Source organism: Mesorhizobium captivum (assembly GCF_033977165.1).
Classification (GTDB): domain Bacteria; phylum Pseudomonadota; class Alphaproteobacteria; order Rhizobiales; family Rhizobiaceae; genus Mesorhizobium; species Mesorhizobium captivum.
This window is the reverse complement of the sequence record NZ_JAVIJB010000012.1, coordinates 137,878-160,491: the sequence shown is the minus strand read 5'-3', so window position 1 is coordinate 160,491 and position 22,614 is coordinate 137,878. Positions and strand designations below refer to the sequence as shown.

Sequence of the window (22,614 nt, the reverse complement as noted above, 5' to 3'; positions counted from 1 at the left end):
CGACTTCGCTTCTTCACACTTGACCACACCACGAAGCAAATGTGTGCGCACGCTAGCCCCTTGTGGGTGAAGGTGGATCGGCGCGCGGCGCCGAGACGGATGAGGGGGTGCTCCAGCGGAGCGAGACGCTGGCGTTCCCTCATTCGTCGCCTTCGGCGACACCTTCTCCCACAAGAAGGGGAGAAGGGAACATGCCCTTGCACCACGCCCCTTTGGCCATACTTATAGAAAAAGACCCGCAATTCAGGATCGACCGATGACCATCGAAAAAGTCTCGCGCTCAGTCGTCGCCGTGCGCGCTACGGTTCCCGACGACGCCTTCACCGCCAACGCGCTGGGCACGCGCCGGGAGGGCAGCGGCGTCGTGATCCGCGACAACGGGCTGGTGCTCACCATCGGCTATCTCATCACCGAGGCCGAGGAGGTGTGGCTGACCGACCAGAACGGCCGCGTGGTCGCTGCCCATGCGCTGGCCTACGACCAGGAGACCGGCTTCGGCCTGGTGCAGGCGCTGTCGCCTCTCGGTCTGCCGGCGGTCAAGTTCGGCAATGCCAGGAAGGCCAATATCGGCGACGCCGTGACGCTCACCGACGGCATCGGCCAGCAGGTCGACGCCCACATCGTCACCAAGCAGGAATTCGCAGGCTATTGGGAATATCTCATCGACGAGGCGATCTTCACCGCGCCTGCGCACCCGTCCTGGGGTGGTGCCGCGCTGTTCGACGGCGACGGCAAGCTGCTTGGCGTCGGTTCGCTGCGCCTGCAGATGAGCCGCGCCGGCGAGGTCGCCGACATCAACATGATCGTGCCGATCGACCTTCTGACGCCGATCCTCGACGACCTTGTGAAGCGCGGCCAGGTGGCGAAGCCCGCGCGTCCGTGGCTCGGCGCCTTCTCGGCCGAGTCGAACGGCATGGTGGTGGTGATGAGCGTCGCCGAGGGCGGCCCGGCCGCGCAAGCGGGTCTGCGCCAGGGCGACATCATCTCCGACGTGCGCGACGGCGAGGTCGACGGTCTCGCCGACTTCTACCGCAAGCTCTGGCAGAACCCGGCCGGTGCGGAAATCCCTTTGCGCGTGGTGCGCGACGGCCGCGAGACCTGGCTCAGGGTAAAATCCGCCGACCGCAACTCCTTCCTCAAGAAGCCGCAGCTGCAGTAACGCCGCCCGATGCATCCAAGGCTGCTGAAGACATTTCTCGCGGTCGCGCGCACGCGAAACGTCACGCGCGCGGCGGCGGAGGTCAACCTCGCACAGTCGAGCGTCAGCGACCAGATCCAGGCGCTGGAGGCCGAGCTTGGCACCAGCCTGTTCACACGCTCGCGGCAGGGGCTGGAACTGACGCCGGCGGGCGAGGCGCTGAAGCCCTATGCCGAAGAGATACTGGCGCTCGCTGACGAGACCCGTGCTGCGGTCGATGCCGCCTCGTGTGAGACGGCCGGCACGCTGTCGATCGGCGCGCTGGAGACGATTGCTTCCGCAAAACTTGCGGGCTGGCTCGCCGATTTCCGCGCCGCCCACCCCGACATCGACATCAAGCTGAAGATCGCCGGCAGCGGCGAATTGCTGCGCAGGCTGGGAGAGGGCGAGATCGACGTCGCCTTCTGCTTCGACCGATCCGGCGCCGGCGAACCGGATGCGCGCTTCGCCAGGCGCGTCGTCGGGGCCGAGCCGCTGGTCCTGATCGCGCCGCCGGGCGAGAACCGCACGGATGTCGATCTGGCGGAGCTTGCCGAAAAACGCTTCGTCGCCACCGAAACCGGATGCGTCTACCGCGCCATGGTCGACAGGGCCTTCGCCGAGGCGGGTCTCGGCGGGCCGAAGCTCGCGGCCGAGGTCGGCAGCATCGACGTCATCGCCGGCCTGGTGGCGGCCGGCGCCGGGCTCGGCGTCGTGCCGCGCCTGGCGGTTGCAGCGGCACTCGATAGCGGCGAGGTCGCCGAAATCACCTGGCCGGGTCCCGTCCACTCGGCGGAGCTTGTCATGATCTGGCGCCGACGGCGCGTCCAGCCGCGGGCGCTGAAGCTGCTGCTTGCAGCGGTGATCTGGCGCCGACGGCGCGTCCAGCCGCGGGCGCTGAAGCTGCTGCTTGCAGCGGTAGGCGAGAATTTCGCGCGGGTCAGACCAGCCGCTGCCCGCCCTCGACATGCAGCGTCTCTCCCGTCGTAAAGCTGTTGCCGATCAGGAAGGCGAGGGCGTCGGCAATGTCCTGCGGCCGCCCGACGCGCCCCGCCGGCAGGCGCTTGGCCATGGCGGCGAGCGTCTCGTCCTTCTTCTCGCCGGCAACGAACTCCCAGATCGGCGTGTCGATCCAACCGGGCGAGACGGCATTGACGCGGATCGGCGCCAGTTCGATGGCCAAAGCTCGCACCAGCCCCTCGAGCGCCGCGTTAACCGCCGCGACCACCGAGCCGCGCGCCGCCGGCCGATAGGCTGCAATGCCGGAGACGAAGGTTAGCGAGCCGGCAGCCGACAGTTTCGGCGCGCCATGCTTGGCCAAGAGCAGCGGTCCGTAGAATTTGCTTTCCACCACGCGCTGTGCCGCCGAAAGCTCGATCTCGGGCAACAGCCGGTAGGCGCCTTCGATATCGGCGGCGGTGCTGACGATATGGTCGAGCCGGCCGATGCGCTCGAAAAGTGTGGCGACCTCATGCTCGCGGCTGATGTCGACCACTGCCGTCTCGAGTGAGGCCCGATGGCCGAGCTCATGGCGGGCCTTGCCCAACTTCGCTTCGCCGCGCCCGGCGATGACGACGCTTGCGCCTTGATCGAGACAACGCCTGGCAAGCGCCAGCCCCATGCCCGAGCTGCCGCCTGCGATCAGGATTTTTGTCTTGTCCATGTCCATGCCTTTCCTTTGCATGGACATGGATGTGGCAGGCCAGCGCACGAAACGGAAACGGAAGAAACCGATAGTGCCATCGGAGAATCCGATGATAGATGGGGCCGTGTCGATGATGCAGCCGATCTCCCCTCAAGGGGGGAGATGCCCGGCAGGGCAGAGGGGGGCTCGAAGGAACGCGGCCTTTCAGTCGAATCTCCATCGATTATAACAACGGCGGCGGCAACGCCTCGACAGGCTGGCGGGACAGCGCCCCCCTCTGGCCTGCCGGCCATCTCCCCCACGAGGGGGGAGATCGACAGCTTTAGCGTCGCGCAAGGAGGAACATGCCCCCGATCAAAGTCAATCCGGACAAGGTGCGGGAATTTCCCGACGCCGAAAGTTTCTACGCCTGGCTGGGCGACAACCACGCCAGCGAAAGCGAGGTCTGGATCAAGGTCCACAAGGTCGGCTCGGGGCTCGCCTCGATCACGCCGAAGGAAGCGATCGACGTCGTGCTCTGCTTCGGCTGGATCGACGCGGTGCGCAAGTCGTTCGACGAGAAAAGTTTCCTGCAGCGCTACACGCCGCGCGGTAAAAAGAGCATCTGGAGCAGGATCAACATCGACAATGTCGCCCGGCTGATCGAGGAGGACCGCATGACCAAGCATGGCCTCAAGCAGGTTGAGGCGGCGAAGGCCGACGGTCGCTGGGATCGCGCCTATGGCGGATCGAAGGAGATGACCATCCCGCCCGACCTGCAGGCGGCGATCGATGCCGAGCCGAAAGCGAAGGCGACGCTGGCAAAGCTCTCCGCCCAGAACCGCTTCGCGCTCGCCTTCCGCACCCACAACATGAAGACCGAAGCCGGGCGCAAGAAGAAGATCGAGAGCTTCGTGGAAATGCTGAAGCGCGGCGAGACGATCTATCCGCAGAAGAAGTGAGGGTAGGTCGGCGTACTTCGCGCTCTACGCAGCCTTCGACAATTGGAATGACTGGGGTGGGAAGAAACTCGACTTCGCAACAGGAGGCGCGCGATGACCAGCAAGGCAAATCACTCCGGCAAGGTCGCTCTCGTCACCGGCGGCAATCGTCGCATCGTGCTGGAGACAGGCCGCCTGCTTGCCGCGCTCGGCTTCACCGTGCTCATGGGCATACGCGACGTCGCCAAGGGGGAGGCAGCGGCGAAGAAGCTTGGCAGCAATGTCGAGGCCATCGCGCTGGATGTCACCTTGCCTGAAGGGCCAGCCGTTGCCGCAGCCGAGGTAGAGCGCCGTTTCCGTCGGCTCGACGTGTTCGTCAACAACGCCGCCATCCATTACGACCTATCCGCGCGGGCGCTGAGGCCCCACCGGACGGTGGGCCGCAAGGCTTTCGAGACCAATGTCGTCGGTGCCTGGCGGGTGGCGTTCGCCTTCGCGCCGCTGCTCAGCGCCTCCCGTCACGGCCGGCTTGTCGTCGTTTCCCCCGAGGGCGGTTCGCCGGCCTCGATGGACTCAGGCGCGCCGGCCTATTCGACCGGCAGGGCGACGCTCAATGCGCTCACCCGCATCCTGGCGGCCGAGCTGCGCGGCGCGGGCGTCTTGGTCAACGCCGTCAGCCCGGACTGGGTGGAGACTGACATGGCCAGGCCGAGCGGCCGCCCGGTCGCGCCAGGGGCCGCAGGCATCGTCTGGGCCGCGACCCTGCCGGATGATGGTCCGACCGGCGGCTTCTTCCGCGACGGCAAAAGATTGCCGTGGTGATGCGCGCCCTGACCTGGTGAGGTTGAACTACGATCGCTCGGTTGGATGGCGGGCGAAACTCGCAAAATTCTAAGAAGCTTCAAACATTCCAGAGTTTCCCGATTTGGGTAAATTCCCCTTGTTCCCATTTTGGGAAATGGCTATATGGGGTGCATGCAAATCGTCAGCAGGAAGACGCTCGTCACCTTTTGGACCAAGCACCCGCAATCCAAAACGCCGCTGACCGCTTGGTTCAACGCATCGAGCAAGGTTGAGTGGAAGGGACCCGCTGACATCAAGGAACAGTTCGGCGCGAATGTCGATTTCGTAGCTGACAACCGTGCGGTGTTCGACATTGCGGGCAATAAGTACCGGCTGATTGTGCATGTCAGCTACACGTTCAAGAGGGTGCTCATCAAGTTCGTCGGCACCCACGCCGAGTACGATAAGATAGACGCGGAGAAAGTGTGATGGACAACATTCGACCCATTAAGACCGAGGCCGATTACGATTGGGCGATTGCGGAGATCACTCGCTATTTTGACAAGGAGCCCGTTCCCGGCACGCCTGATGCTGATCGCTTCGATGTTCTCGCTGAACTCATTGAAGCATACGAGGCGAAACATTACCCCATCGCGGAAACCGACCCGGTGGACGCGATCACTGCTCATATGGAGATGGCGAATCTCACCCGACAGTCGCTGGTAAAGCTGCTCGGGTCGGCGTCGCGCGCATCTGAGATTCTAGCCCGCAAGCGAGCGCTTACGATGGATATGGCTTTCAAGCTCAATCGTGAGTGGCATATCCCAGCAGAAATCCTGATCGTCCCTTACCACTTGGCCGATCAGGGCAACAAACAAGGATAAGGAAGCCGCCGCTCGCGCCCCCGGGCCTCATCATGGCGCGACCGCCTCCTGGATCGTTTCATGGCAACGGATCGGTCCCGAGCGGCATTGCTGTGCGCGTGTTGTTGCCGTTTCCCATCCATCCGCCATGCTACGAAAATAGCATTCTCGGCCCGTGAAATGTGATGCTAGGCTCGCTCTCGCGCACCTAAGGCACGCGGTGGCGTGGTCTCGCGAGAAGAGGAGTGGCAGGCGGGACCGAGGCGCCAATCCACAATCCGGACGGAACTGTTGAACCATTGCGAGGCCCGCCGCGTTTCCCGTGGTTGGTCACAAGGGAGGAACCACCAGTGAAAGCATCCTATCTCGTCTCGGCCGCGCTCATTGCGGCATCCGCAATGCCGGCAGCGGCTGGCGAAATCTCCGACGGCAAGGTCAAGATCGGCATCCTCAACGACCAGTCGGGCGTCTATGCCGATTTCGGCGGCAAATGGTCGGTCGAAGCCGCCAAGATGGCGGTCGAGGATTTCGGCGGCAAGGTGCAGGGCGCCCCGATCGAGATCGTCAGCGCCGACCACCAGAACAAACCGGACATCGCCTCCAACATCGCGCGCCAGTGGTACGACACCGAGCAGGTCGACGCGATCATGGAGCTGACGACGTCTTCCGTCGCGCTGGCCGTCCAGGGGCTTTCCAAGGAAAAGAAGAAGATCGACATCGTCACCGGCGCCGCCTCCACCGACCTCACCGGCAAGCAGTGCTCGCCCTATGGCTTCCACTGGGCCTACGACACCCATTCGCAGGCCGTCGGCACCGGCGGCGCGCTGGTGCAGCAGGGCGGCGACAGCTGGTATTTCATCACGGTCGACTACGCCTTCGGCTATTCGCTGAAGGACCAGACCGCCAAGCTCGTCGAAGCGAGCGGCGGCAAGGTGCTGGGCGAGGTGCGCTATCCGCTGGGCTCCACCGACTATTCTTCCTTCCTGCTGCAGGCGCAGTCCTCCGGCGCCAAGATCATCGGCCTTGCCAATGCCGGCCTCGACACTTCGAACTCGATCAAACAGGCGGCCGAATTCGGCATCGTCGCCGGCGGTCAGCGTCTCGCCGCGCTCCTCTTCACGCTGGCCGAAGTGCACGGCCTCGGCCTGCAGGCGGCGCAAGGCGTGGTGCTGACGGAAGGCTATTACTGGGACCGCGATGACGTGAGCCGCGATTTCGCCACCCGCTTCTTCAAGCGCACCAACCGCATGCCCAACATGATCCAGGCCGGCACTTATTCGGCGGTGACGCAGTATCTGAAGGCCATCGACAAGGCCGGCACCGACGAGACCGAGGCGGTGGCCAAGCAACTGCATGAGATGCCGATCAACGACGTCTTCACTGTGAACGGCAAGGTGCAGGCCGACGGGTCGATGGTGCACGATATGTATCTCTACCAGGTCAAGAAGCCGGAAGAGAGCAAGAAGGACTGGGACTACTACACCTATCTGGCGACCATTCCGGGCGACAAGGCCTTCATGAAGGCCGAGGACAGCGGCTGCCCGCTCGTCACCAAGTGACGCCGGAAACTGCCACCGCCGTCCGGCCGGACGGCAGCAAAGAGATGCCGCGGGTGGTGCTTTCCGCCCGCGGCTTGCGGCGCGATTTCGCCGGTTTCGTCGCGGTGAAGGACGTCGATCTCGACGTCCATCACGCCAGGATCCATGCCGTCATCGGCCCGAACGGCGCCGGCAAGACCACCATCTTCAACCTGTTGACCAAATTCCTGCAGCCGACCAGCGGCAGAATAGAGCTGCTCGGCACCGACATCACCCGCACGCCGCCGGCGAAGGTGGCGCGCATGGGCCTTGTCCGCTCCTTCCAGATATCGGCGATCTTTCCGCATCTCAGCGTCCTCGACAATGTGCGCGTGGCGCTGCAGCGTCCCGGCGGGCTGGGCTACCAGTTCTGGCGCCCGGTCTCCGCGCTCGACCGGCTTACGCCCAGGGCGCGCGAGCTGCTTGCCATCGTCGGCCTCGATGATGTGACGCACCGGCTCGCCGGTGATCTCTCATACGGCCGCAAGCGCGTGCTGGAGATCGCCACCACGCTGGCGCTCGATCCGAAGGTGCTATTGCTCGACGAGCCGATGGCCGGCATGGGGCATGAGGATGTCGGCATGATCTCCGGCATCATCCGCTCGCTGGCAAAAGACCGTGCCGTGCTGATGGTCGAGCACAACCTCACCGTCGTTGCCGATCTTTGCGACTGGATCACCGTGATGCAGCGCGGCCAGGTGCTCGCCGCCGGCGATTACGCGACGGTCAGCCAGGACGAGCGCGTGCGCGTCGCTTACATGGGGACCGAGCATGAGTGAGCCGCTGCTAGCCGTGCGCGATCTCCATGCCTGGTATGGCGAGGGCCACGCGCTGCACGGCGTCAACCTCGAAGTCTCGCGCGGCGAGACGGTGACGCTGCTCGGCCGCAACGGCGTCGGCAAGACGACGACGCTGCGCGCCATCATGGGGCTGATTCGCAAGCGCACGGGGAGCGTCACCTTCAACGGCAAGGACCTGATCCGCCTGCCGCTGCACCGCGTCGCGCATCAGGGTATCGGCTTCGTGCCGGAGGAGCGCGGCATCTTTGCTACCCTCACCGTCGACGAGAACCTGATCCTGCCGCCAGTGGTGGCCAAGGGCGGCATGAGCGTGGAGGAGATATTCGAGCTCTTTCCGAACCTCAAGGAGCGCCGCAACAGCCAGGGCACAAAACTTTCTGGCGGCGAGCAGCAGATGCTGGCGATCGCCCGCATCCTGCGGACGGGCGTCGAGATGCTTTTGCTTGACGAGCCGACGGAAGGGCTGGCGCCCGTCATCGTCCAGCGCATCGGCGAGCTGCTGGCGGCGCTGAAGAAGCGCGGCATGACGATCCTTTTGGTCGAGCAGAATTTCCGCTTCGCCGCCCGCATTGCCGACCGCTTCTACCTGATGGACCACGGCAAGGTGGTGGAGGGTTTCGCGGTGGGCGCGCTTTCCGCGCACACCGAGAAACTGCACGAAGTGCTGGGGGTATGATGGCGAAATGACGATGATCTTCGGCATCCCCATCCAGGCCTTGCTCGGGCAGCTTCTGGTGGGTCTCATCAACGGCTCCTTCTATGCGATGCTCAGCCTCGGGCTGGCCGTCATCTTCGGGCTGCTCCGCATCATCAATTTCGCCCATGGCGCGCTCTATATGCTCGGCGCCTTCATCGGCTATCTGCTGCTGGTCCATCTCGGCATCGGCTATTGGCTGGCGCTGATCATCGTGCCTTTGGCCGTCGGCCTGTTCGGCATGGTGGTCGAGCGTCTCGCGCTGTCGCGGCTCTACCGCCTCGATCCGCTCTACGGCCTGCTCTTCACCTTCGGCCTGGCATTGGTGATCGAAGGCGTATTCCGCTACTACTACGGCGTCTCCGGCAATCCTTACGCCGTGCCGGCGCTGCTCGCCGGCGGCACCAATCTCGGCTTCATGTTCCTGCCCAACTATCGCGGCTGGGTGGTGCTGGCCTCGCTGATCGTGTGCATCGGCACCTGGCTCTTGATCGAGAAGACCAGGCTCGGCTCGTATCTCCGCGCCGCGACCGAGAACCCGGAACTCGTGCAGGCCTTCGGCGTCAACGTGCCATTGCTGCTCACGCTCACTTACGGGCTGGGCGCCGCTCTTGCCGGCCTCGCCGGCATCCTCGCCGCGCCCGTCTACCAGGTCAGCCCGCTGATGGGCTCGGACCTGATCATCGTCGTCTTCGCCGTCGTCGTGGTCGGCGGCATGGGATCGATCCTGGGCGCCATCGTCACCGGCTACATGCTCGGCCTCGCCGAGGGCCTGACCAAGGTCTTCTATCCGGAGGCCTCGAACCTCGTCGTCTTCGTCATCATGGCGATCGTGCTGCTGCTCAGGCCCGCCGGCCTGTTCGGAAGGGACGCCTGAGATGAGCGAGGCGACCCTTCACCAAGAGCGTGCAGCGGCCTCCGCGCGGCTGGAAAGGGGGTTGGTGGCGCTGGGCATACTGGCGCTCGTCGCGGCCCCGTTCCTCATCTACCCGATCTTCGTCATGAAGATGCTGTGCTTCGCGCTGTTCGCCTGCGCCTTCAACCTGCTGCTCGGCTACACCGGCCTGCTCTCTTTCGGCCATGCCGCCTTCTTCGGCGGCGCCGCCTATTTCTGCGCCTATGCGGTGAAGGCCTGGGGCTGGCCGCCCGAGGCCGGCATCCTGCTCGGCACCGTGGGTGCTGCGGCAATGGGCCTTGTCGTGGGCTTCCTCGCCATCCGCCGGCAGGGCATCTATTTTGCCATGATCACGCTGGCGATGGCACAGATGTTCTATTTCTTCTGCGTGCAGGCGCCCTTCACCGAGGGCGAGGACGGCATCCAGGGCGTTGCGCGTGGAACGCTTCTCGGAATCGTCGATTTGAACGTGCCGATGAACATGTACTTCTTCGTGCTGGCGATCTTCCTGATCGGCGTCTTTGCCATCTGGCGCATCGTCAACTCGCCCTTCGGCATGATCCTGCGCTCAATAAGAGAGAACGAAAACCGCGCCATTTCGCTGGGCTATTCCGTCGGCCGCTACAAGCTCGCCGCCTTCGTCATGTCGGCCGCCCTTGCCGGCCTTGCCGGCGCGCTGAAGGCGATCGTCTTCCAGTTCGCCACGCTCACCGACGTCACCTGGCAGATGTCGGGCGAGGTGATCCTGATGACGCTGCTCGGCGGCATCGGCACCATGGTCGGCCCGGTGGTCGGCGCCGGCCTCGTCGTCGGCCTGGAAAACACGCTCGCGACGTCCGGCTTCCCGGTGACCATCGCCACCGGCCTGATCTTCATGGTCTGCGTGCTGATCTTCCGGCGCGGGATTGTCGGGGAGGTGTATGCAAAGTGGCTGGGGCGGGAGCGCGGCGAGGGATGAGTTTGGCGGTTGGCGAAAGAACCGGCGACATCTGATCTCCCCCCTTGTGGGGGAGATGGCCGGCAGGCCAGAGGGGGGCGCTGTCCCGCCGGCTTGTCAATTACCGTGACCGCGCGGCGTTGGACATTTTTGCCCGTCATGTTAATTCAGTCAGATGTTTTTCCTGATCATCTCCTTTGTATTAGTCGCCATCTTGTATGGTCTTGAACGGCTCTATTTCGCGAAAAAATTTGGATTGTTTGCCGCTATTTTCTGGCTGTTTGTGTTTCAAGCCAGCGTGTTATTCGGCGGTGAAATCATCCTCGAAAATCACCTAGCCCAATCATTGCCCAATTGGGTTACAACGCTTGGCTATGCGATTGGGGCATTCGCCTTCCTGACGATTGGCATGACGCCAATCGCTGCCGTCGTAGCCGCATTAGGATTCGGATCTGTGATCGCAGCGAACCGGTTCTTGAGAAAGCTAGGGGAAAATTCAAACTGACCCGCTACCGGCTGCGCATCGGCAGGCATCTGCTGCGCGATGCGCCAAAAACAGAAAAGCTGGCAATCCTTCGCGCCCCCCTCTGGCCTGCCGGCCATCTCCCCCACAAGGGGGGAGATTGGCACCTCCGACGGCGCGCCCGAAGCCGCGCTTAGCGGCGTCGATCAACTCGGCCCGCTCGTTTCCGACGCTTGTCGTCGACAGCGCTACGCCGCACGCTTCGGCTCCACCGCGAACGGGCTGAGGCCGAGCCAGGTCTGCATCTTCTTGCCGATGGCCCTGTCGCCGGTCAGTGCGATCTTCGCGCCGGCCTTCTCGACGGTGACCAGCCCCATCCAGATCGCGGTCATCGTGTGGAGGTCGGTCGAGACGTAGAGATCGACCTCGAAGCCCGGATCGTACCAGCACAGATCGACCTCGCCATGCTTCTCGACGACCAGCCACCACGAACGCTTCGACGCCGGGAGATCCTGATACAGAAACTGTATCACGGTTCGTCCTTCGGGCAGTGGCGAGGGGTTCAGGTTGCGCCGCATGTCCCACATCAGGAGCGACGGATCGAGGTTCTTTAGCGACAGTCGGGACTCGACCCATTTCTGTCCCCAAAAACCCATCGCCTCGACCACGGGACGCAAATCGCGGCCCGCCTCGGTCAGCCGATAGTCGAAGATGCCCTTCTCGCCGGGGACTTCCTTGCGCTCCACGATCCCCGCCAGCTCAAGTTCCTTCAGCCGTTGCGACAGAAGGGTCGGCGACATCTTCGGCACGCCGCGGCGCAGGTCGTTGAAGCGGGTCGAACCTGCCACCAATTCGCGCATCAGCACCATCGTCCAGCGGGTGCACAGCACCTCGGCGGCCATCGATAGCGGGCAGAACTGCTTGTATCCGTGCTGAGCCATGATCGGTGTCCCTTCTCGAAACCGGCCGAACATTAGCCCTTCATGAATGACGCGGCGAGTACAGAAACTGTACCGGCCCAGTACAGATCGCGGACTGGTTGTCGGCCGCCCAGTCATGCGAGCCCTTGGCAGGATGCACGGGATATCCCATGCGCCGCAACCAGGAGACGACCCGTGACCGCTTACCTTATCGCAGACATCAAGGTGAAAGATCCGAAATGGATACCCGACTACGCCGCTTCGGTGCACGACCTCGTTCACAAGCATGGCGGCAGATATCTGGCACGCAGCGGCAACGTGAAGACGCTCGAGGGCAAGCCGCTCGATACGACGCTGATCGCGCTGATGGCGTTTCCGTCGGAAGCAGCGGCTCGCGCCTTCACCAATGATCCGGCCTACGCACCCTTCGTGTCGGCCCGTCAGGGCGGCAGCGACAGCCGTTTCCAGCTGATCGACAACACCGATGTGGCCGGAACGATTTCGTATCTGCCGAGGGGATGAGCGGCTGCATCGAATCCGGGATCATCAAGCACAACCAGCCGCGGCGCTTGCCTGTCGCGCCGCCGTATTTTCGGCGGCCGGCCAGCCGGGCTTTTTCAGGAAGAACGAAATGAACATGACATCAAACTTTTGGAACAGGCTTCTCATGGCCGCGGCCGCGCTGTCGGCCTGCACAACCCTTGCGCAGGCGCATCAGGACGCGGCTGCCTCCGTGTCCGGCGCCAGCCCACTGGCTGACAAGGTACGGGCGGCCAACAGTCGGTTTGTCGACGTCAAGGCCGCAACGGCCGAGGGCTATGCGCCAATTCCCTGCGCCAGCGGCATCACCGGCGGCGCCATGGGCATCCACTACGTCAACGGCCAGTATCTGAAGGACGGCAAGATCGATATCGCCCGTCCCGAAGCGGTCATGTACGAGCCGATGGCCGACGGCACACTGAGGCTGGTGGCGGTCGAATACATCGCCTCGAAGGGGCCGGCGTCGCTCGACGGCCAGCTGTTCAACTTTAACAGCGCGCCCAACCGCTACGGTCTGGGCGAGTTCTACGAACTGCATGTCTGGGCCTGGAAGGGCAACCCGACCGGCACCTTCGCCGACATGAATCCGAAAGTGTCGTGCGAACACGCGATGGCGCCGAGTCAGTAGGAATTGAAGCCAGGTGGCGCCATGCCGCCTGGCGTTCGATCGGATACACTCACCCCACCGGCACCTCCAGCCCCACCTTCACCCGGTCCATCGCGACGAAGGTGCGGAACCTTTTGACGTTGTTGTTCTCGAAGAACAGTTTTCGGGTCAGCGCTTCATACTCGGCCATCGTCGCCACGGTGACGACCAGGATGAAGTCGGCCTCGCCGGTGACGTAGTAGCATTGCTGCACCTCCGGCACCGCCGCGAAGCCGCGCTTGGCGGCGTCGATCAGCTCGGCGCGCTCGCTCTCGACTTCGACCTCGACGAAGATGATGATCGGATGGCCGACCTTGGCTGGGTCGACCAGCGCCACATTGGCGCGGATGACACCACGTTCCTCCATGCGCTTGATCCGCCGCTGCATGGCCGGCGCCGACAGGTTCACCGCTTCGCCGATCGCGCGCTGCGGCGTGGTGTTGTCCTTCTGCAGGATGGCGAGGATCGCGCGGTCGAAGGCGTCGAGGTTGGACAAGGTTGGCATTTGGCGGCATCCGGATGAAACAAACTTGCAATCAGATGGCCGAAACAGAGCGCATTTCTCGCTCGCTCCGCAATAGAGTTCAGTGCCTCGGAGGAAAACGCCATGCTGCTCAACCAATGTCCCGAACACAACCAGCCGCTGGTGGCGGCCGATGCCGCAGCCCTCGGCATAGCCGGCGTCGAGCAAGCCGAGCACTATCTCAAAGCGCGTGACGGCCACGCCGCGACGCCTATGCGCGCGTTGCCGGAACTGGCCGGCGAACTCGGCATCGGCTCGCTGCACGTCAAGGACGAGGGCAAGCGTCTTGGCCTCAGCAGCTTCAAGGCGCTGGGCGGCGCCTATGCCGTCATGCGGCTGGTGCTGGAAGAGGCCGGCAAGCGGCTAGGCCGCGCCGTCGATGTCGGCGAGATCGGCGATGCAAGCGTGCGCGCGATCGCGGCGCAGATGACATTTTGCTGCGCAACGGATGGCAATCATGGCCGCTCGGTGGCGCAGGGCGCCGGCCTGGTCGGCGCGCGCTCGGTGGTCTTCGTTCATGCCGGCGTAAGCCGCGAGCGCGTTGCCGCCATCGCCCGCTTCGGCGCCGAGATGGTCAGGGTCGAGGGCGGCTACGATCATTCGGTGCGCGAGGCCGCCCGCGTCGCCGCCGAGCGCGGCTGGACGGTGGTCTCCGACACCTCCTGGCCGGGCTACGAACGCATTCCCGGCCTGGTCATGCAGGGTTACACGGTGGTCGTGCGCGAGGCGTTGCGGCATATGCCCGAGCCGCCCACCCACGTCTTCCTGCAGGCCGGCGTCGGCGGCTTTGCCGCCGCGATTGCCGGCCATCTGGCGATCCTGTTCGGCGCGCAGCGGCCGAAGGTCATCGTGGTCGAGCCCGCGCGGGCGGCGTGCATCTACGCCAGCGCCGAGGCCGGGCGCCCGGTAAAAATCCCGCATGGGCAACCGACCGTCATGGCGATGCTCGAATGCCATGAGCCGTCGCTGGTCGCCTGGCGCGTGCTGTCGCGCCTCGGCGATGCCTTCATGACGGTGGACGAAGAGGATGCGGTCGCGGTGATGAACCGGCTGGCGCGCCCCGCCGGCAACGACCCGGCGATCGTCTCCGGCGAGAGCGGCGGGGCAGGGCTTGCCGGGCTGATCCGCGCCGCCGGAGACAAGGGCATGCGGGGAGCCCTTGGCCTCGGCTCCAACTCCCGCGTGCTGATCATCAACTCCGAGGGCGCGACCGACCCCGGCCGCTATGCCGAACTGGTCGGCATGGCACCTGAAGACGTCGCGCGGGCACGGCAGCCGGCATGAGCAATCTGACGATCAGTGCCGACCGCCTCGCCGGCCGCATCGAGGAGCTTGGCCGCCTCGGCCGCGATGAGCAGGGCCGCCTGGTCCGCGTCGCGACTTCGGACATGGATCGGCTCGGCCGCGACCGTTTCGTCGGCTGGCTGCAGGAAGCAGGGCTCGACGTCGCCGTCGACCGCATCGGCAACATTTTCGGCATCTGGCAGGACGATACCAATGCCGGCCAGCCGCCGGTCATGCTCGGCTCGCATATCGACACGGTGATCGACGCCGGCATCTATGACGGCTGCTATGGCGTGCTTGCCGGTCTCGAAGCGATCGAGAGCCTGAAGGAGGCCGGCTTCGCGCCGGCGCGGCCGATCGTGGTCGCGGCCTTCACCAATGAGGAAGGCGTGCGCTATGCGCCCGACATGATGGGCTCGCTGGTCTTTGCCGGCGGCCGGGATCTCGAAGAAGCGCTGGCCGCGATCGGCACCGACGGTTCGGTGCTGGGCAAGGAGTTGGAGCGTATCGGTTACGCCGGTCAGCATCAGCCCGGCTTCCTCAAGCCGTATGCCTATGTCGAGTTGCATGTCGAGCAGGGGCCGGTGCTGGAGCGCGAGGGTATCGCCATCGGCGCGGTCGAGAACCTGCAGGGCATTTCCTGGCAGCGCATCGTGATCGACGGCGTCGCCAACCATGCCGGCACCACGCCGATGTCGATGCGCCAGGATGCCGGCGTTGCCGCTGCACGGGTGATCAGCTTCCTCGCGGACCGCGCCGGCGCCTCGCCGACGCCAACGGTCGCCACTGTCGGCACCATCGCTTTCGAGCCAAACGCCATCAACGTCATTCCGTCGCGGGCGACCTTCACCATCGACCTTCGCGATCCCGACGAAATGCATCTTCGCGAAGAGGAAATGGCGCTCGCCGCCTTCATCGACGAACTTGCCGCAAGCGCCGGCGTTACCGTCCATGCCGAGAGCCTGGCGCGCTTCGAGCCGGTGACCTTCGATGCCCGCATCGTCTCGCTGATCGAGGAAGGCGCCAGAGCCGCCGGCCTTTCCTGCCGGCGCATGACCTCTGGCGCCGGGCATGATGCGCAGATGATTGCGCGTCGCGCCGTCTGCGATGATCTTCGTGCCGAGCCGGGGCGGCATCAGCCACAACCCGGCCGAGTTCACCGCCGCCGTCCACCTCGCCGCCGGCGCCAACATCCTGCTCGGCGTCGCCGCCAGGCTGGCGGCCGACTGATCGGAAGAGGGGGAATGCAGATGACCGACCTCAAGGAGCTTCACCGCGAGATGACGGCATGGCGGCGCGATCTCCACGCCCATCCCGAATTCGGCTTCGAGGAAAAGCGCACCGCCGCTTTCGTGGCGGAAAAACTGCGCGCATTCGGGCTGGAGGTGGCGGAGGGCATCGGCGGCACCGGCGTCGTCGGCACGCTGACCAGGGGCAGCGGCAACCGCGCAATCGCGCTGCGCGCCGACATGGATGCACTGCGCATCGCCGAGCAGGGGACGGCTGCCTACCGCTCGCAAACGCCGGGCACCATGCATGCCTGTGGCCATGACGGCCACACCACTATGCTGCTCGGCGCCGCCAAGCTGCTCGCCGATGAAGGCGGCTTCGACGGCACGGTGCGCTTCATCTTCCAGCCGGCCGAGGAATGGGGCAGGGGCGCGCTCGCCATGCTCGAGGACGGCCTCATCGAGCGTTTCCCCTTCGAGGAGATTTTTGGCCTGCACAACATGCCGGGCCTGCCCATCGGCCATTTCGAGACCCGCGCCGGTCCGGTCATGTCGGCCGAGGACAATTTCGAGATCGTGCTGAAAGGCCTTGGCGGCCACGCGGCGCGGCCGCATGCCGGGCGGGAGACGTTGGTTGCCGCCTGCGCGCTGGTCCTCAACCTGCAGACCATCGTCTCGCGGCGCTTGAGCCCCGCCGATATCGGCGTCGTCTCGGTCACCGAACTCATCACCGACGGCACCCGCAACGCGCTGCCCGGGCTCACCCGCATCCTCGGCGACTGCCGCAGCTTCCGGCCTGAGGTGAGCGTTGCGATCGAGAAGGAAATGCGCCGCATTGCCGAGGGTACGGCGCAGGCCTATAACGTAGCAGCGCAAGTCACTTACGCGCGCGAGTTCGTGCCCTTGATCAACGACGCGGCGCTTGTCGACGAGGCGCTTGCGGCGGCCCGAGACGTGCTGGCCGAGGACGCCGTTGGCGTCGCGGCGGAGCCGATGACGGCCTCGGAGGATTTCGCCCGCTTCCTGAACGAGGTGCCCGGCTGCTTCGTCTTCATGGGCAACGGCAACTCCGCGCCGCTGCACAACCCGTCCTATGACTTCAACGACGAAGGCCTGCTCCACGGCGCGCGCTTCCATGCGGCGGTGGTGAGGAGAAGGCTGGCGGTAGGCGGTTAGCAATCTCCCTAGTAACCCTTTCTTCTCAGCTTTCATGCAGTATTGCCCGAACGGCGGGCAGGCAAACCAGGGCATGGCGGACGGCAATAAACGCAATGGCAAGTTCTGGGCGCAGGCGCTCGATCGCGCCCAACTCGGCCTTTGGGACTGGAACCTCGCGACCGGCGATTGCTATTATTCGCCGACCTGGTCGAGGATGCTGGGCTACGCCGAGGGCGAGCTCGCCAACACCTCCGATCTCTGGCTGCAGCTCACCCATCCCGACGACCGCGAAAGGGCGCAGCAAAGCGGCGACCGCCACATCGCCGGCCTGACCCCATCCATCGAGACGGAGCTGCGCCTGAAGCACAAGGACGGCCACTGGGTCTGGGTGCTCGACCGCGGCGGCATCGTCGAGCGCGACGCCGGGGGCACGCCGCTGCGCCTGATGGGCGTGCAGACTGACATCACCAGGCAGAAAGAGGCCGAGACCGCGCTGGATGAGGTCAATGTCCGCTTCCGCCTCGCGCTCGCCGCCAGCGGCACCGGCATCTGGCACCATGATATCGGCACCAACAAGAGCTATTGGGACGCCCGCACCCGCGAGATCTTCGGTCTGGTCAGCGACACCGACGAGGTGATGGCCGACCTCTGGCACACTTATCTCCACCCGGACGACAAGGAGGCCACCGAGCGGGCGCATTGGCAGCCGCTCGGCACGAACAGCGTAATCGCCAGCCAGTACCGCATCGTCCGGCGCGACGGCGTGGTCCGACACGTCGAGTCGCTGGTGCGCTTCATCGCCGCCGCCGGCTCGGCCGGCCAGATCCTCGGCACCGTGCGCGACATCACCGACGAGAAGAAGCGCGCCGAGGAGCTCGCCCATGCCGCCCACCACGATGCCTTGACCGGACTGTTGAATCGTTCGGCCTTCGACCGGCTGCTGGCCGAAAACATCGGCGCGGCCGGGCGGCTGCCGCTTGCCGTGTTCTATGTCGACCTCGACTACTTCAAGGCGCTGAACGACTATGCCGGCCATGCCGCGGGCGATGTCGCGCTGAAGAGCGTCGCCGCGGGCATTCGCGCCAGCCTGCCGCCTTCGGCGCATGCCGCGCGCCTCGGCGGCGACGAGTTCGCGCTGCTGGTGCCCAACTGCAACGACGCCTGCGCCGAACGGCTCGCCCGTGCCGTGCTGGCCGCCGTGCGCAACGCCGATCTTGGTTCCACAGTGGCGTCCCGCAGGTTGGCGGCCAGCGTCGGCATCGCCTTCGTCCGCGATCCCAAGATGACCGTGGCCGACGCGCTGGCCTGCGCCGACGACGCCTGCTACGCGGCCAAGGCTGGCGGGCGCGACCGTTTCGCGGTGTTCGCGCCCGAAACGGCTTCCGGGGCCGGCGGCCTCAATGCCGCCCGGCTCGCCGCCAAGCTGGTCGACGCGATGGAGGACAGCCGGCTGAAGCTGTTCGGTCAGGAGATCCATCGCTTGGGCAGGCCCTGGGAAGAGAGCCGCCACGTCGAGGTGCTGGCGAGGCTCGAAGGCCGCAACGGCAAGCTCATTCCGCCAGGTGAGTTCATACCGGTGGCCGAACGTTTCGGACTCGCCGCCCGGCTCGACCGCTGGATCATCCGCACTGCGCTCATCCGCCACGGCAAGGCGATGCTTTCCGGCGCCATCTCGCTCGGCTTCAACCTGTCGGCGCAGACGCTCTCCGATCCGCAGCTCTGGGGTTTCGTCGACGCGGCAATCGCCGAGAGCGGCGCGCCGCCCTCGGCAGTCGGCTTCGAGATCACCGAAACCGCCGCCGTCACAAATTTCGACGCGGCGGAAGAATTCGTGCGCAAGGCCAGGCTGCGCCATTGCCGCGTCAGCCTCGACGATTTCGGCGCCGGCATGAGCTCCTTCGAATATCTCAGGCGCTTCCCCATCGACGCCATCAAGATCGACGGCTCCTTCGTCGAGCACATCGCCGACAGCCGCTTCGACCGCGAGATCGTCTCGGCGATCACCGGCATCGCCCGCTCGATGGGCTGCGCGGTCGTCGCCGAGAAGATCGAGGAAAAGAGCGCGCTGGAGATACTCATTGGCATGGGCGTCGCCTATGGCCAGGGTTATTTCCTGCACCGGCCGGAGCCGCTGGAGGCAATCGTGGCAAGGGCGGCCGGCCAGCCGGTGCTGCTTGAAAGGCCGCAGTTCCGGCTGAGCGGTATAAAATAAGCAACTGCTAAAATTGAATCCGCTGATTTAAGGGCGCCGTAATCCGGCAGGGCAATGGTGCTCCATCGACAATAGGATCGGGGCGACCATGAAGAAACTTCCCTTGCTGGCGGCAACGGCGATCGGCCTGTTCGGCATCCTGGCGACGGGGCAAAGCTTTGCGGGCTCGGACCATGGCGGCCAGGTGACGGCGGCCCTGCCGGACGACAATGACGACCAGGGCGCCGCCGCCGGCGATGACGGCGACCGCGATGTCGCCGAAAATGACGAGACCGGCCGCAAGGGCGAGGGTGTCGGTTCGGGCTCGCATCAGGACGACCAGGGCGATGACGAGGACGGCGAGGGCGGCGATCACGATCACGACGGCGGGGACAGCGCAGGTCATGACGGTGGCGACAGCGGCAGCCATGATGGCGGGGACGGCGGAGACGGCGGCAGCCATGACGGTGGCGACGACTGATCGGCGGCGCCTGAACAGCGATCTCCCTTCGGCGGGCTGGGCGCCGCCCGCCGGCCCGTCGGTCGAGCGCATAGTGGCCGCGCTGCCGTCCTAGGGGATTCTTAAGATATAAGCGGCTATCACCTTGCCGAACCGATTTCGTTCCGCTCGAGACATGATGTCTTGGCTCGACTATCCGGCGCCCATCCGATGGTGGACGGGTTCCGTTGAGGCCAGCAATGTCTCCACTGTCCGCGCTGAACAACGCCGTCCTGATCCTGCAGCCGCAACTTTCGACATCGGCGGCCGCATCGGTGGGAGACAGTCTTGTCGCGAGCATCAATCGCGTCCATGCCGGTGCCGGCGCGGGCTCGCCGCTGACGCAGGCGCAGGCCAGGATCACCGAGTCCATGTTCAGCGTGAACAACCTCGACGCCACGCAAATGAAGGCTCGGCTGTTCGAGCGCGTCGGCAAGGAATTCGGCATCGATCAGGACGATTACGATTCCCTGTCCTCCTACGGCTCGGCTATCAAGACCGCGCTCGACGACCTGAAGCAGAAATCCTCCAGCATTGCCGAGATCGAGAAGAAGCTGGGACTGGATGAGCTCGGCATTTCGCTCGATACGCTGGTCAATGCGATCGTCGATCCAAATGGCAGCGATGGCGACAGGCTGGATGCCGCGCTGGAGAAGAAAGCCGGCGACCGCGGCAGCAGGGGCGAGGGGAAGGCCGCTTCGCATACCCCGACGCAGCCGGGCGAGATCGGTCTTTACGGCGGCTGAGCGAGACGAGCGATGTCTTCACCTCCCGTGCTGAACAACACCGCTTTGCCGATCCTGCAGCAACAGCGCCCGCCGGCGGCGGCCAGATCGGCCGCGGACAGCCCCGCCGGGTCCGTCGCCGGCTCGCCCCCGTCGCAGGCCGGGAATTCTCAATCCATCTTCAGCGTGAGCAACCTCAACGTCACGGCAACGAAAGTCCGGTTGATGGAGCGCGCCGGCAAGGAGTTCGGCATCGACCAGGCCGACTATGAATCCGTGTTTTCCTACGGTTCGGCGGTCAAGAACGCGGTCGAGGCGTTGAAACAGCTATCCCCCTCGGCGATCGCCGGGATCGAAAGGCAGCTTGGCCTGGACCAGCTCGGCATTTCGCTCGATACGCTGGTCAATGCGATCATCGATCCGCAAGGCAGCGACGGCGACCGGCTCGGCGCCGCGCTGGAGAAGCAGGTGGGCGATGATGGCAAGGATGAGGGGAATGCCGCTTCGATCCGGCCGGACGAGATTGGTCTTTACGGCGGCTGAGGTCGCGTTCCGTCATACCCCCCCTCTGCCCCGCCGACGTCTGTTGTTGCCGCAAACACCCCGCCGAGGCTTACGCCGATCACCATAGTCGGTTGGGCCAGCCGTGGATTTCTTCTTCTCCTTGGCGGTTGACGGCGGACGCGCCGCCGCGCTTTTCAGATGCGGCTATGCCGCCGGAGCCACTCAGCCCTCGGCCTTCATGGTGCGTGCGATCTCGAGCAGCTTGTCGCGATCGTGCCCGTGCTCGCGGATCAACTCGCGCGCCTGCTTCGGCGAGAGATCGGTATTCTCCGCCAGGAATCGCACGTCCGGATCCTCGCCGCCCTTGGTCGGCAAGTTGCCCGAGGGCGGTGCGTTGGCTGCACCCGGGCGATGCGGGATTTTGCTGTTCATCTTAGGCCTCCTTTGATGTCCGCCCGGCCGTATTCGGCCGGCGGCGTGCGGCCTTCTTGCGGCGCAGCACCTCATCGGTTCCGACGATGTTCTTCGAGCCGCCGGTGATGGCGGTCGAAACGACCGCCGGCGGATCGCTCGCCGGGAAACTGTCCTCCAGACCGGACTGCAGCTGCTCCTCCAGCGTCTCCGGAATCTCCGAGCGCCCTGCCGTGCGCCGGTCGTCGATCTCTTCCAGATCGTGCTTGGCATCGGGATGTTCGCGCACATTGCGCAGCGTCGACACAATGAGCTCGACCGCGAACTCCTTCATCGCCTCGCCATCCGGCGCGGCGATGACGGTTTCCTCGACAAGGCGCACGAGCGACGTCTCGAGCTTGTCCAGTTCCCGCATGCCCTGGCAGCCCGCCAGCCTTTGGATCAGCGAATGGATCAGCAGCGGAGCAAAGATCGAATAGGCATGCATGCGTGCCTCGTCGACGCGCTCGGGGTGAAGTGTGTGCACGGACATCGGTGCCTCCGTTGAACCTGGCGGCGGCGGGCCACCGCGTGCTTTTTTGAGGAACCGGGAGAAGGGGAAGAAGTTCCAATTGCGGAGGGAGGAGCGCCGGAGCGGTCACGCAATTTCGGACGGAGACGACCGTTGCGCACTTTTTCTTCAGGGCGGCGCCCGCATTGCTTTCGGGTGTGCCGAACCGCTTGGGCGCTTCATGCCCGGGGCCACGGTCCGAACTGCCCCTACGACTGAAGTCCAAGCGGCCCGCGCATTGGGCCGGCGGCGGCAACCAAAGCAGAAGCTTCGAGTTGGTGGGCGGTCGTCGGTGGACCCCCCTCCATCGTCGACATTTTGGGTGCCCGCTTTTTCCGCGCAAAGGGCGGGCACCCAATACCGTCGGAACCCAAAAACCATCCGAATAGGAAGCCGCGTTGCCGGTTTCGGAAGCGAGACGACGTTTTGACCTTTATTTCTGCCAAGTCCAAATCGCGAGAAGCTGAAAGCCATCCCGCAAACGACAACCATCTCTCCGCTCTGGCCGATGTCTCGATCCTCGAATTCATCATTGACGATGACGACGTCGCCGACATTGCCAGGCGCGCCGAGCGCCTGGGCAATGCCGTGGTGATCGTGATGGCGCTCTGCCTGATCGTTGCGCCGGCGATCTATCTCACCCTGGCCTACGGCTTATAGCGGCCGGTCACCCATTCAGG

26 protein-coding genes and 1 pseudogene are annotated in these 22,614 nt (G+C 64.9%); 22 read left to right on the top strand and 5 right to left on the bottom strand.

What is annotated here, in order from left to right; genetic code table 11:
* The first annotated feature begins 256 nt into the window (after positions 1-256).
* Complete coding sequence (locus RFM40_RS13320) at positions 257-1,159, top strand: S1C family serine protease (protein ID WP_320226207.1); 903 nt, start codon at positions 257-259, stop codon at positions 1,157-1,159.
* A gap of 9 nt (positions 1,160-1,168) precedes the next feature.
* Positions 1,169-2,167 carry a LysR family transcriptional regulator gene (locus RFM40_RS13315; protein ID WP_320277653.1) on the top strand — a complete coding sequence of 333 codons (999 nt, stop codon included), beginning with the start codon at positions 1,169-1,171 and terminating at the stop codon, positions 2,165-2,167.
* Here the strand turns inward: RFM40_RS13315 and RFM40_RS13310 are convergent.
* On the bottom strand, positions 2,118-2,846 hold the full coding sequence (locus tag RFM40_RS13310; RefSeq protein WP_320226209.1) for an SDR family oxidoreductase: 729 nt from the start codon (positions 2,844-2,846) through the stop codon (positions 2,118-2,120). The genes RFM40_RS13315 and RFM40_RS13310 overlap by 50 nt on opposite strands.
* Before the next feature lie 320 nt (positions 2,847-3,166).
* On the opposite strand from RFM40_RS13310, the gene RFM40_RS13305 reads away from it, so the two are divergent.
* The 10 genes from RFM40_RS13305 (at position 3,167) to RFM40_RS13260 (ending at position 10,796) form a co-directional block, all read left to right on the top strand.
* Complete coding sequence (locus RFM40_RS13305; protein WP_320277652.1) at positions 3,167-3,763, top strand: YdeI/OmpD-associated family protein; 597 nt, start codon at positions 3,167-3,169, stop codon at positions 3,761-3,763.
* A 93-nt stretch (positions 3,764-3,856) separates the two neighbouring features.
* Positions 3,857-4,564, top strand: a complete 708-nt coding sequence (locus tag RFM40_RS13300; protein WP_320277651.1) for an SDR family NAD(P)-dependent oxidoreductase — start codon at positions 3,857-3,859, stop codon at positions 4,562-4,564.
* Positions 4,565-4,717: 153 nt separating this feature from the next.
* A complete protein-coding gene (locus RFM40_RS13295; RefSeq protein ID WP_320226212.1) occupies positions 4,718-5,014 on the top strand; it encodes a type II toxin-antitoxin system HigB family toxin in 297 nt (98 codons plus the stop codon).
* On the top strand, positions 5,014-5,409 hold the full coding sequence (locus tag RFM40_RS13290) for a helix-turn-helix domain-containing protein (protein ID WP_320226213.1): 396 nt from the start codon (positions 5,014-5,016) through the stop codon (positions 5,407-5,409). Before RFM40_RS13295 ends, RFM40_RS13290 begins: the two co-directional genes overlap by 1 nt.
* A gap of 329 nt (positions 5,410-5,738) precedes the next feature.
* Entirely contained in the window at positions 5,739-6,947 is a 1,209-nt protein-coding gene (locus RFM40_RS13285; RefSeq protein WP_320226214.1) for an ABC transporter substrate-binding protein, read from the top strand.
* Between the two features lie 44 nt (positions 6,948-6,991).
* Positions 6,992-7,744, top strand: a complete 753-nt coding sequence (locus RFM40_RS13280; protein WP_320226369.1) for an ABC transporter ATP-binding protein — start codon at positions 6,992-6,994, stop codon at positions 7,742-7,744.
* Positions 7,737-8,441 (top strand): ABC transporter ATP-binding protein, encoded by a 705-nt coding sequence (locus tag RFM40_RS13275; RefSeq protein ID WP_320223158.1) that lies wholly within the window; start codon positions 7,737-7,739, stop codon positions 8,439-8,441. The genes RFM40_RS13280 and RFM40_RS13275 overlap by 8 nt, the downstream gene beginning before the upstream one ends.
* A 7-nt stretch (positions 8,442-8,448) precedes the next feature.
* Complete coding sequence (locus tag RFM40_RS13270; RefSeq protein ID WP_320226215.1) at positions 8,449-9,336, top strand: branched-chain amino acid ABC transporter permease; 888 nt, start codon at positions 8,449-8,451, stop codon at positions 9,334-9,336.
* Between the two features lies 1 nt (position 9,337).
* On the top strand, positions 9,338-10,312 hold the full coding sequence (locus RFM40_RS13265) for a branched-chain amino acid ABC transporter permease (protein WP_320226216.1): 975 nt from the start codon (positions 9,338-9,340) through the stop codon (positions 10,310-10,312).
* Positions 10,313-10,466: 154 nt separating this feature from the next.
* Complete coding sequence (locus RFM40_RS13260; protein WP_320226217.1) at positions 10,467-10,796, top strand: hypothetical protein; 330 nt, start codon at positions 10,467-10,469, stop codon at positions 10,794-10,796.
* Between the two features lie 206 nt (positions 10,797-11,002).
* Here the strand turns inward: RFM40_RS13260 and RFM40_RS13255 are convergent, their stop codons facing one another.
* On the bottom strand, positions 11,003-11,695 hold the full coding sequence (locus tag RFM40_RS13255; RefSeq protein WP_320226218.1) for a winged helix-turn-helix transcriptional regulator: 693 nt from the start codon (positions 11,693-11,695) through the stop codon (positions 11,003-11,005).
* Between the two features lie 174 nt (positions 11,696-11,869).
* On the opposite strand from RFM40_RS13255, the gene RFM40_RS13250 reads away from it, so the two are divergent.
* Together RFM40_RS13250 and RFM40_RS13245 are read left to right on the top strand one after the other, a co-directional pair.
* Positions 11,870-12,196, top strand: a complete 327-nt coding sequence (locus RFM40_RS13250) for a DUF1330 domain-containing protein (RefSeq protein ID WP_320226219.1) — start codon at positions 11,870-11,872, stop codon at positions 12,194-12,196.
* A gap of 109 nt (positions 12,197-12,305) precedes the next feature.
* Positions 12,306-12,842: a hypothetical protein gene (locus RFM40_RS13245; RefSeq protein WP_320276503.1), complete on the top strand. Its 537-nt coding sequence runs from the start codon at positions 12,306-12,308 to the stop codon at positions 12,840-12,842.
* A gap of 49 nt (positions 12,843-12,891) precedes the next feature.
* Here RFM40_RS13245 and RFM40_RS13240 read toward each other — a convergent pair whose 3' ends face one another.
* Positions 12,892-13,365, bottom strand: coding sequence for an Lrp/AsnC family transcriptional regulator (locus tag RFM40_RS13240; RefSeq protein ID WP_320226221.1), 474 nt, complete (start codon positions 13,363-13,365; stop codon positions 12,892-12,894).
* A gap of 102 nt (positions 13,366-13,467) precedes the next feature.
* Here RFM40_RS13240 and RFM40_RS13235 point away from each other — a divergent pair, with 102 nt between their 5' ends.
* The 7 genes and pseudogenes from RFM40_RS13235 to RFM40_RS13205 all read left to right on the top strand — a co-directional run bounded on the left by RFM40_RS13235 (position 13,468) and on the right by RFM40_RS13205 (position 21,012).
* Entirely contained in the window at positions 13,468-14,667 is a 1,200-nt protein-coding gene (locus tag RFM40_RS13235) for a diaminopropionate ammonia-lyase (protein ID WP_320277650.1), read from the top strand.
* Positions 14,664-15,897 (top strand): annotated as a pseudogene (locus RFM40_RS13230) (allantoate amidohydrolase). Before RFM40_RS13235 ends, RFM40_RS13230 begins: the two are co-directional and overlap by 4 nt.
* A 20-nt stretch (positions 15,898-15,917) precedes the next feature.
* Positions 15,918-17,072 carry a M20 aminoacylase family protein gene (locus tag RFM40_RS13225; RefSeq protein ID WP_320226224.1) on the top strand — a complete coding sequence of 385 codons (1,155 nt, stop codon included), beginning with the start codon at positions 15,918-15,920 and terminating at the stop codon, positions 17,070-17,072.
* A gap of 73 nt (positions 17,073-17,145) precedes the next feature.
* Positions 17,146-19,266: an EAL domain-containing protein gene (locus RFM40_RS13220; RefSeq protein WP_320226225.1), complete on the top strand. Its 2,121-nt coding sequence runs from the start codon at positions 17,146-17,148 to the stop codon at positions 19,264-19,266.
* 88 nt (positions 19,267-19,354) lie between these two features.
* The gene (locus RFM40_RS13215; RefSeq protein WP_320226226.1) at positions 19,355-19,726 is read left to right on the top strand and encodes a hypothetical protein; all 372 of its coding nucleotides are present in this window, start codon (positions 19,355-19,357) and stop codon (positions 19,724-19,726) included.
* 218 nt (positions 19,727-19,944) lie between these two features.
* Positions 19,945-20,490 (top strand): hypothetical protein, encoded by a 546-nt coding sequence (locus tag RFM40_RS13210; RefSeq protein ID WP_320226227.1) that lies wholly within the window; start codon positions 19,945-19,947, stop codon positions 20,488-20,490.
* Positions 20,491-20,502: 12 nt separating this feature from the next.
* The gene (locus tag RFM40_RS13205; RefSeq protein ID WP_320226228.1) at positions 20,503-21,012 is read left to right on the top strand and encodes a hypothetical protein; all 510 of its coding nucleotides are present in this window, start codon (positions 20,503-20,505) and stop codon (positions 21,010-21,012) included.
* Between the two features lie 183 nt (positions 21,013-21,195).
* On the opposite strand, the gene RFM40_RS13200 is transcribed toward RFM40_RS13205, so the two are convergent.
* Entirely contained in the window at positions 21,196-21,405 is a 210-nt protein-coding gene (locus RFM40_RS13200; protein WP_320223144.1) for a hypothetical protein, read from the bottom strand.
* 1 nt (position 21,406) lies between these two features.
* Entirely contained in the window at positions 21,407-21,916 is a 510-nt protein-coding gene (locus tag RFM40_RS13195; protein ID WP_320276494.1) for a hypothetical protein, read from the bottom strand.
* Positions 21,917-22,360: 444 nt separating this feature from the next.
* On the opposite strand from RFM40_RS13195, the gene RFM40_RS13190 reads away from it, so the two are divergent.
* Entirely contained in the window at positions 22,361-22,594 is a 234-nt protein-coding gene (locus RFM40_RS13190; RefSeq protein WP_320226230.1) for a hypothetical protein, read from the top strand.
* Positions 22,595-22,614: the final 20 nt, after the last annotated feature.

Bases quoted from the DNA above. Each gene is read 5' to 3' on its own strand.
- RFM40_RS13320 (WP_320226207.1), top strand. From the start codon at position 257: ATGACCATCGAAAAAGTCTCGCGCTCAGTCGTCGCCGTGCGCGCTACG.
- RFM40_RS13315 (WP_320277653.1), top strand. From the start codon at position 1,169: ATGCATCCAAGGCTGCTGAAGACATTTCTCGCGGTCGCGCGCACGCGA.
- RFM40_RS13310 (WP_320226209.1), bottom strand. From the start codon at position 2,846: ATGGACATGGACAAGACAAAAATCCTGATCGCAGGCGGCAGCTCGGGC.
- RFM40_RS13305 (WP_320277652.1), top strand. From the start codon at position 3,167: ATGCCCCCGATCAAAGTCAATCCGGACAAGGTGCGGGAATTTCCCGAC.
- RFM40_RS13300 (WP_320277651.1), top strand. From the start codon at position 3,857: ATGACCAGCAAGGCAAATCACTCCGGCAAGGTCGCTCTCGTCACCGGC.
- RFM40_RS13295 (WP_320226212.1), top strand. From the start codon at position 4,718: ATGCAAATCGTCAGCAGGAAGACGCTCGTCACCTTTTGGACCAAGCAC.
- RFM40_RS13290 (WP_320226213.1), top strand. From the start codon at position 5,014: ATGGACAACATTCGACCCATTAAGACCGAGGCCGATTACGATTGGGCG.
- RFM40_RS13280 (WP_320226369.1), top strand. From the start codon at position 6,992: ATGCCGCGGGTGGTGCTTTCCGCCCGCGGCTTGCGGCGCGATTTCGCC.
- RFM40_RS13275 (WP_320223158.1), top strand. From the start codon at position 7,737: ATGAGTGAGCCGCTGCTAGCCGTGCGCGATCTCCATGCCTGGTATGGC.
- RFM40_RS13270 (WP_320226215.1), top strand. From the start codon at position 8,449: ATGACGATGATCTTCGGCATCCCCATCCAGGCCTTGCTCGGGCAGCTT.
- RFM40_RS13265 (WP_320226216.1), top strand. From the start codon at position 9,338: ATGAGCGAGGCGACCCTTCACCAAGAGCGTGCAGCGGCCTCCGCGCGG.
- RFM40_RS13260 (WP_320226217.1), top strand. From the start codon at position 10,467: ATGTTTTTCCTGATCATCTCCTTTGTATTAGTCGCCATCTTGTATGGT.
- RFM40_RS13255 (WP_320226218.1), bottom strand. From the start codon at position 11,695: ATGGCTCAGCACGGATACAAGCAGTTCTGCCCGCTATCGATGGCCGCC.
- RFM40_RS13245 (WP_320276503.1), top strand. From the start codon at position 12,306: ATGAACATGACATCAAACTTTTGGAACAGGCTTCTCATGGCCGCGGCC.
- RFM40_RS13240 (WP_320226221.1), bottom strand. From the start codon at position 13,365: ATGCCAACCTTGTCCAACCTCGACGCCTTCGACCGCGCGATCCTCGCC.
- RFM40_RS13235 (WP_320277650.1), top strand. From the start codon at position 13,468: ATGCTGCTCAACCAATGTCCCGAACACAACCAGCCGCTGGTGGCGGCC.
- RFM40_RS13225 (WP_320226224.1), top strand. From the start codon at position 15,918: ATGACCGACCTCAAGGAGCTTCACCGCGAGATGACGGCATGGCGGCGC.
- RFM40_RS13220 (WP_320226225.1), top strand. From the start codon at position 17,146: ATGGCGGACGGCAATAAACGCAATGGCAAGTTCTGGGCGCAGGCGCTC.
- RFM40_RS13215 (WP_320226226.1), top strand. From the start codon at position 19,355: ATGAAGAAACTTCCCTTGCTGGCGGCAACGGCGATCGGCCTGTTCGGC.
- RFM40_RS13210 (WP_320226227.1), top strand. From the start codon at position 19,945: ATGTCTCCACTGTCCGCGCTGAACAACGCCGTCCTGATCCTGCAGCCG.
- RFM40_RS13205 (WP_320226228.1), top strand. From the start codon at position 20,503: ATGTCTTCACCTCCCGTGCTGAACAACACCGCTTTGCCGATCCTGCAG.
- RFM40_RS13200 (WP_320223144.1), bottom strand. From the start codon at position 21,405: ATGAACAGCAAAATCCCGCATCGCCCGGGTGCAGCCAACGCACCGCCC.
- RFM40_RS13195 (WP_320276494.1), bottom strand. From the start codon at position 21,916: ATGTCCGTGCACACACTTCACCCCGAGCGCGTCGACGAGGCACGCATG.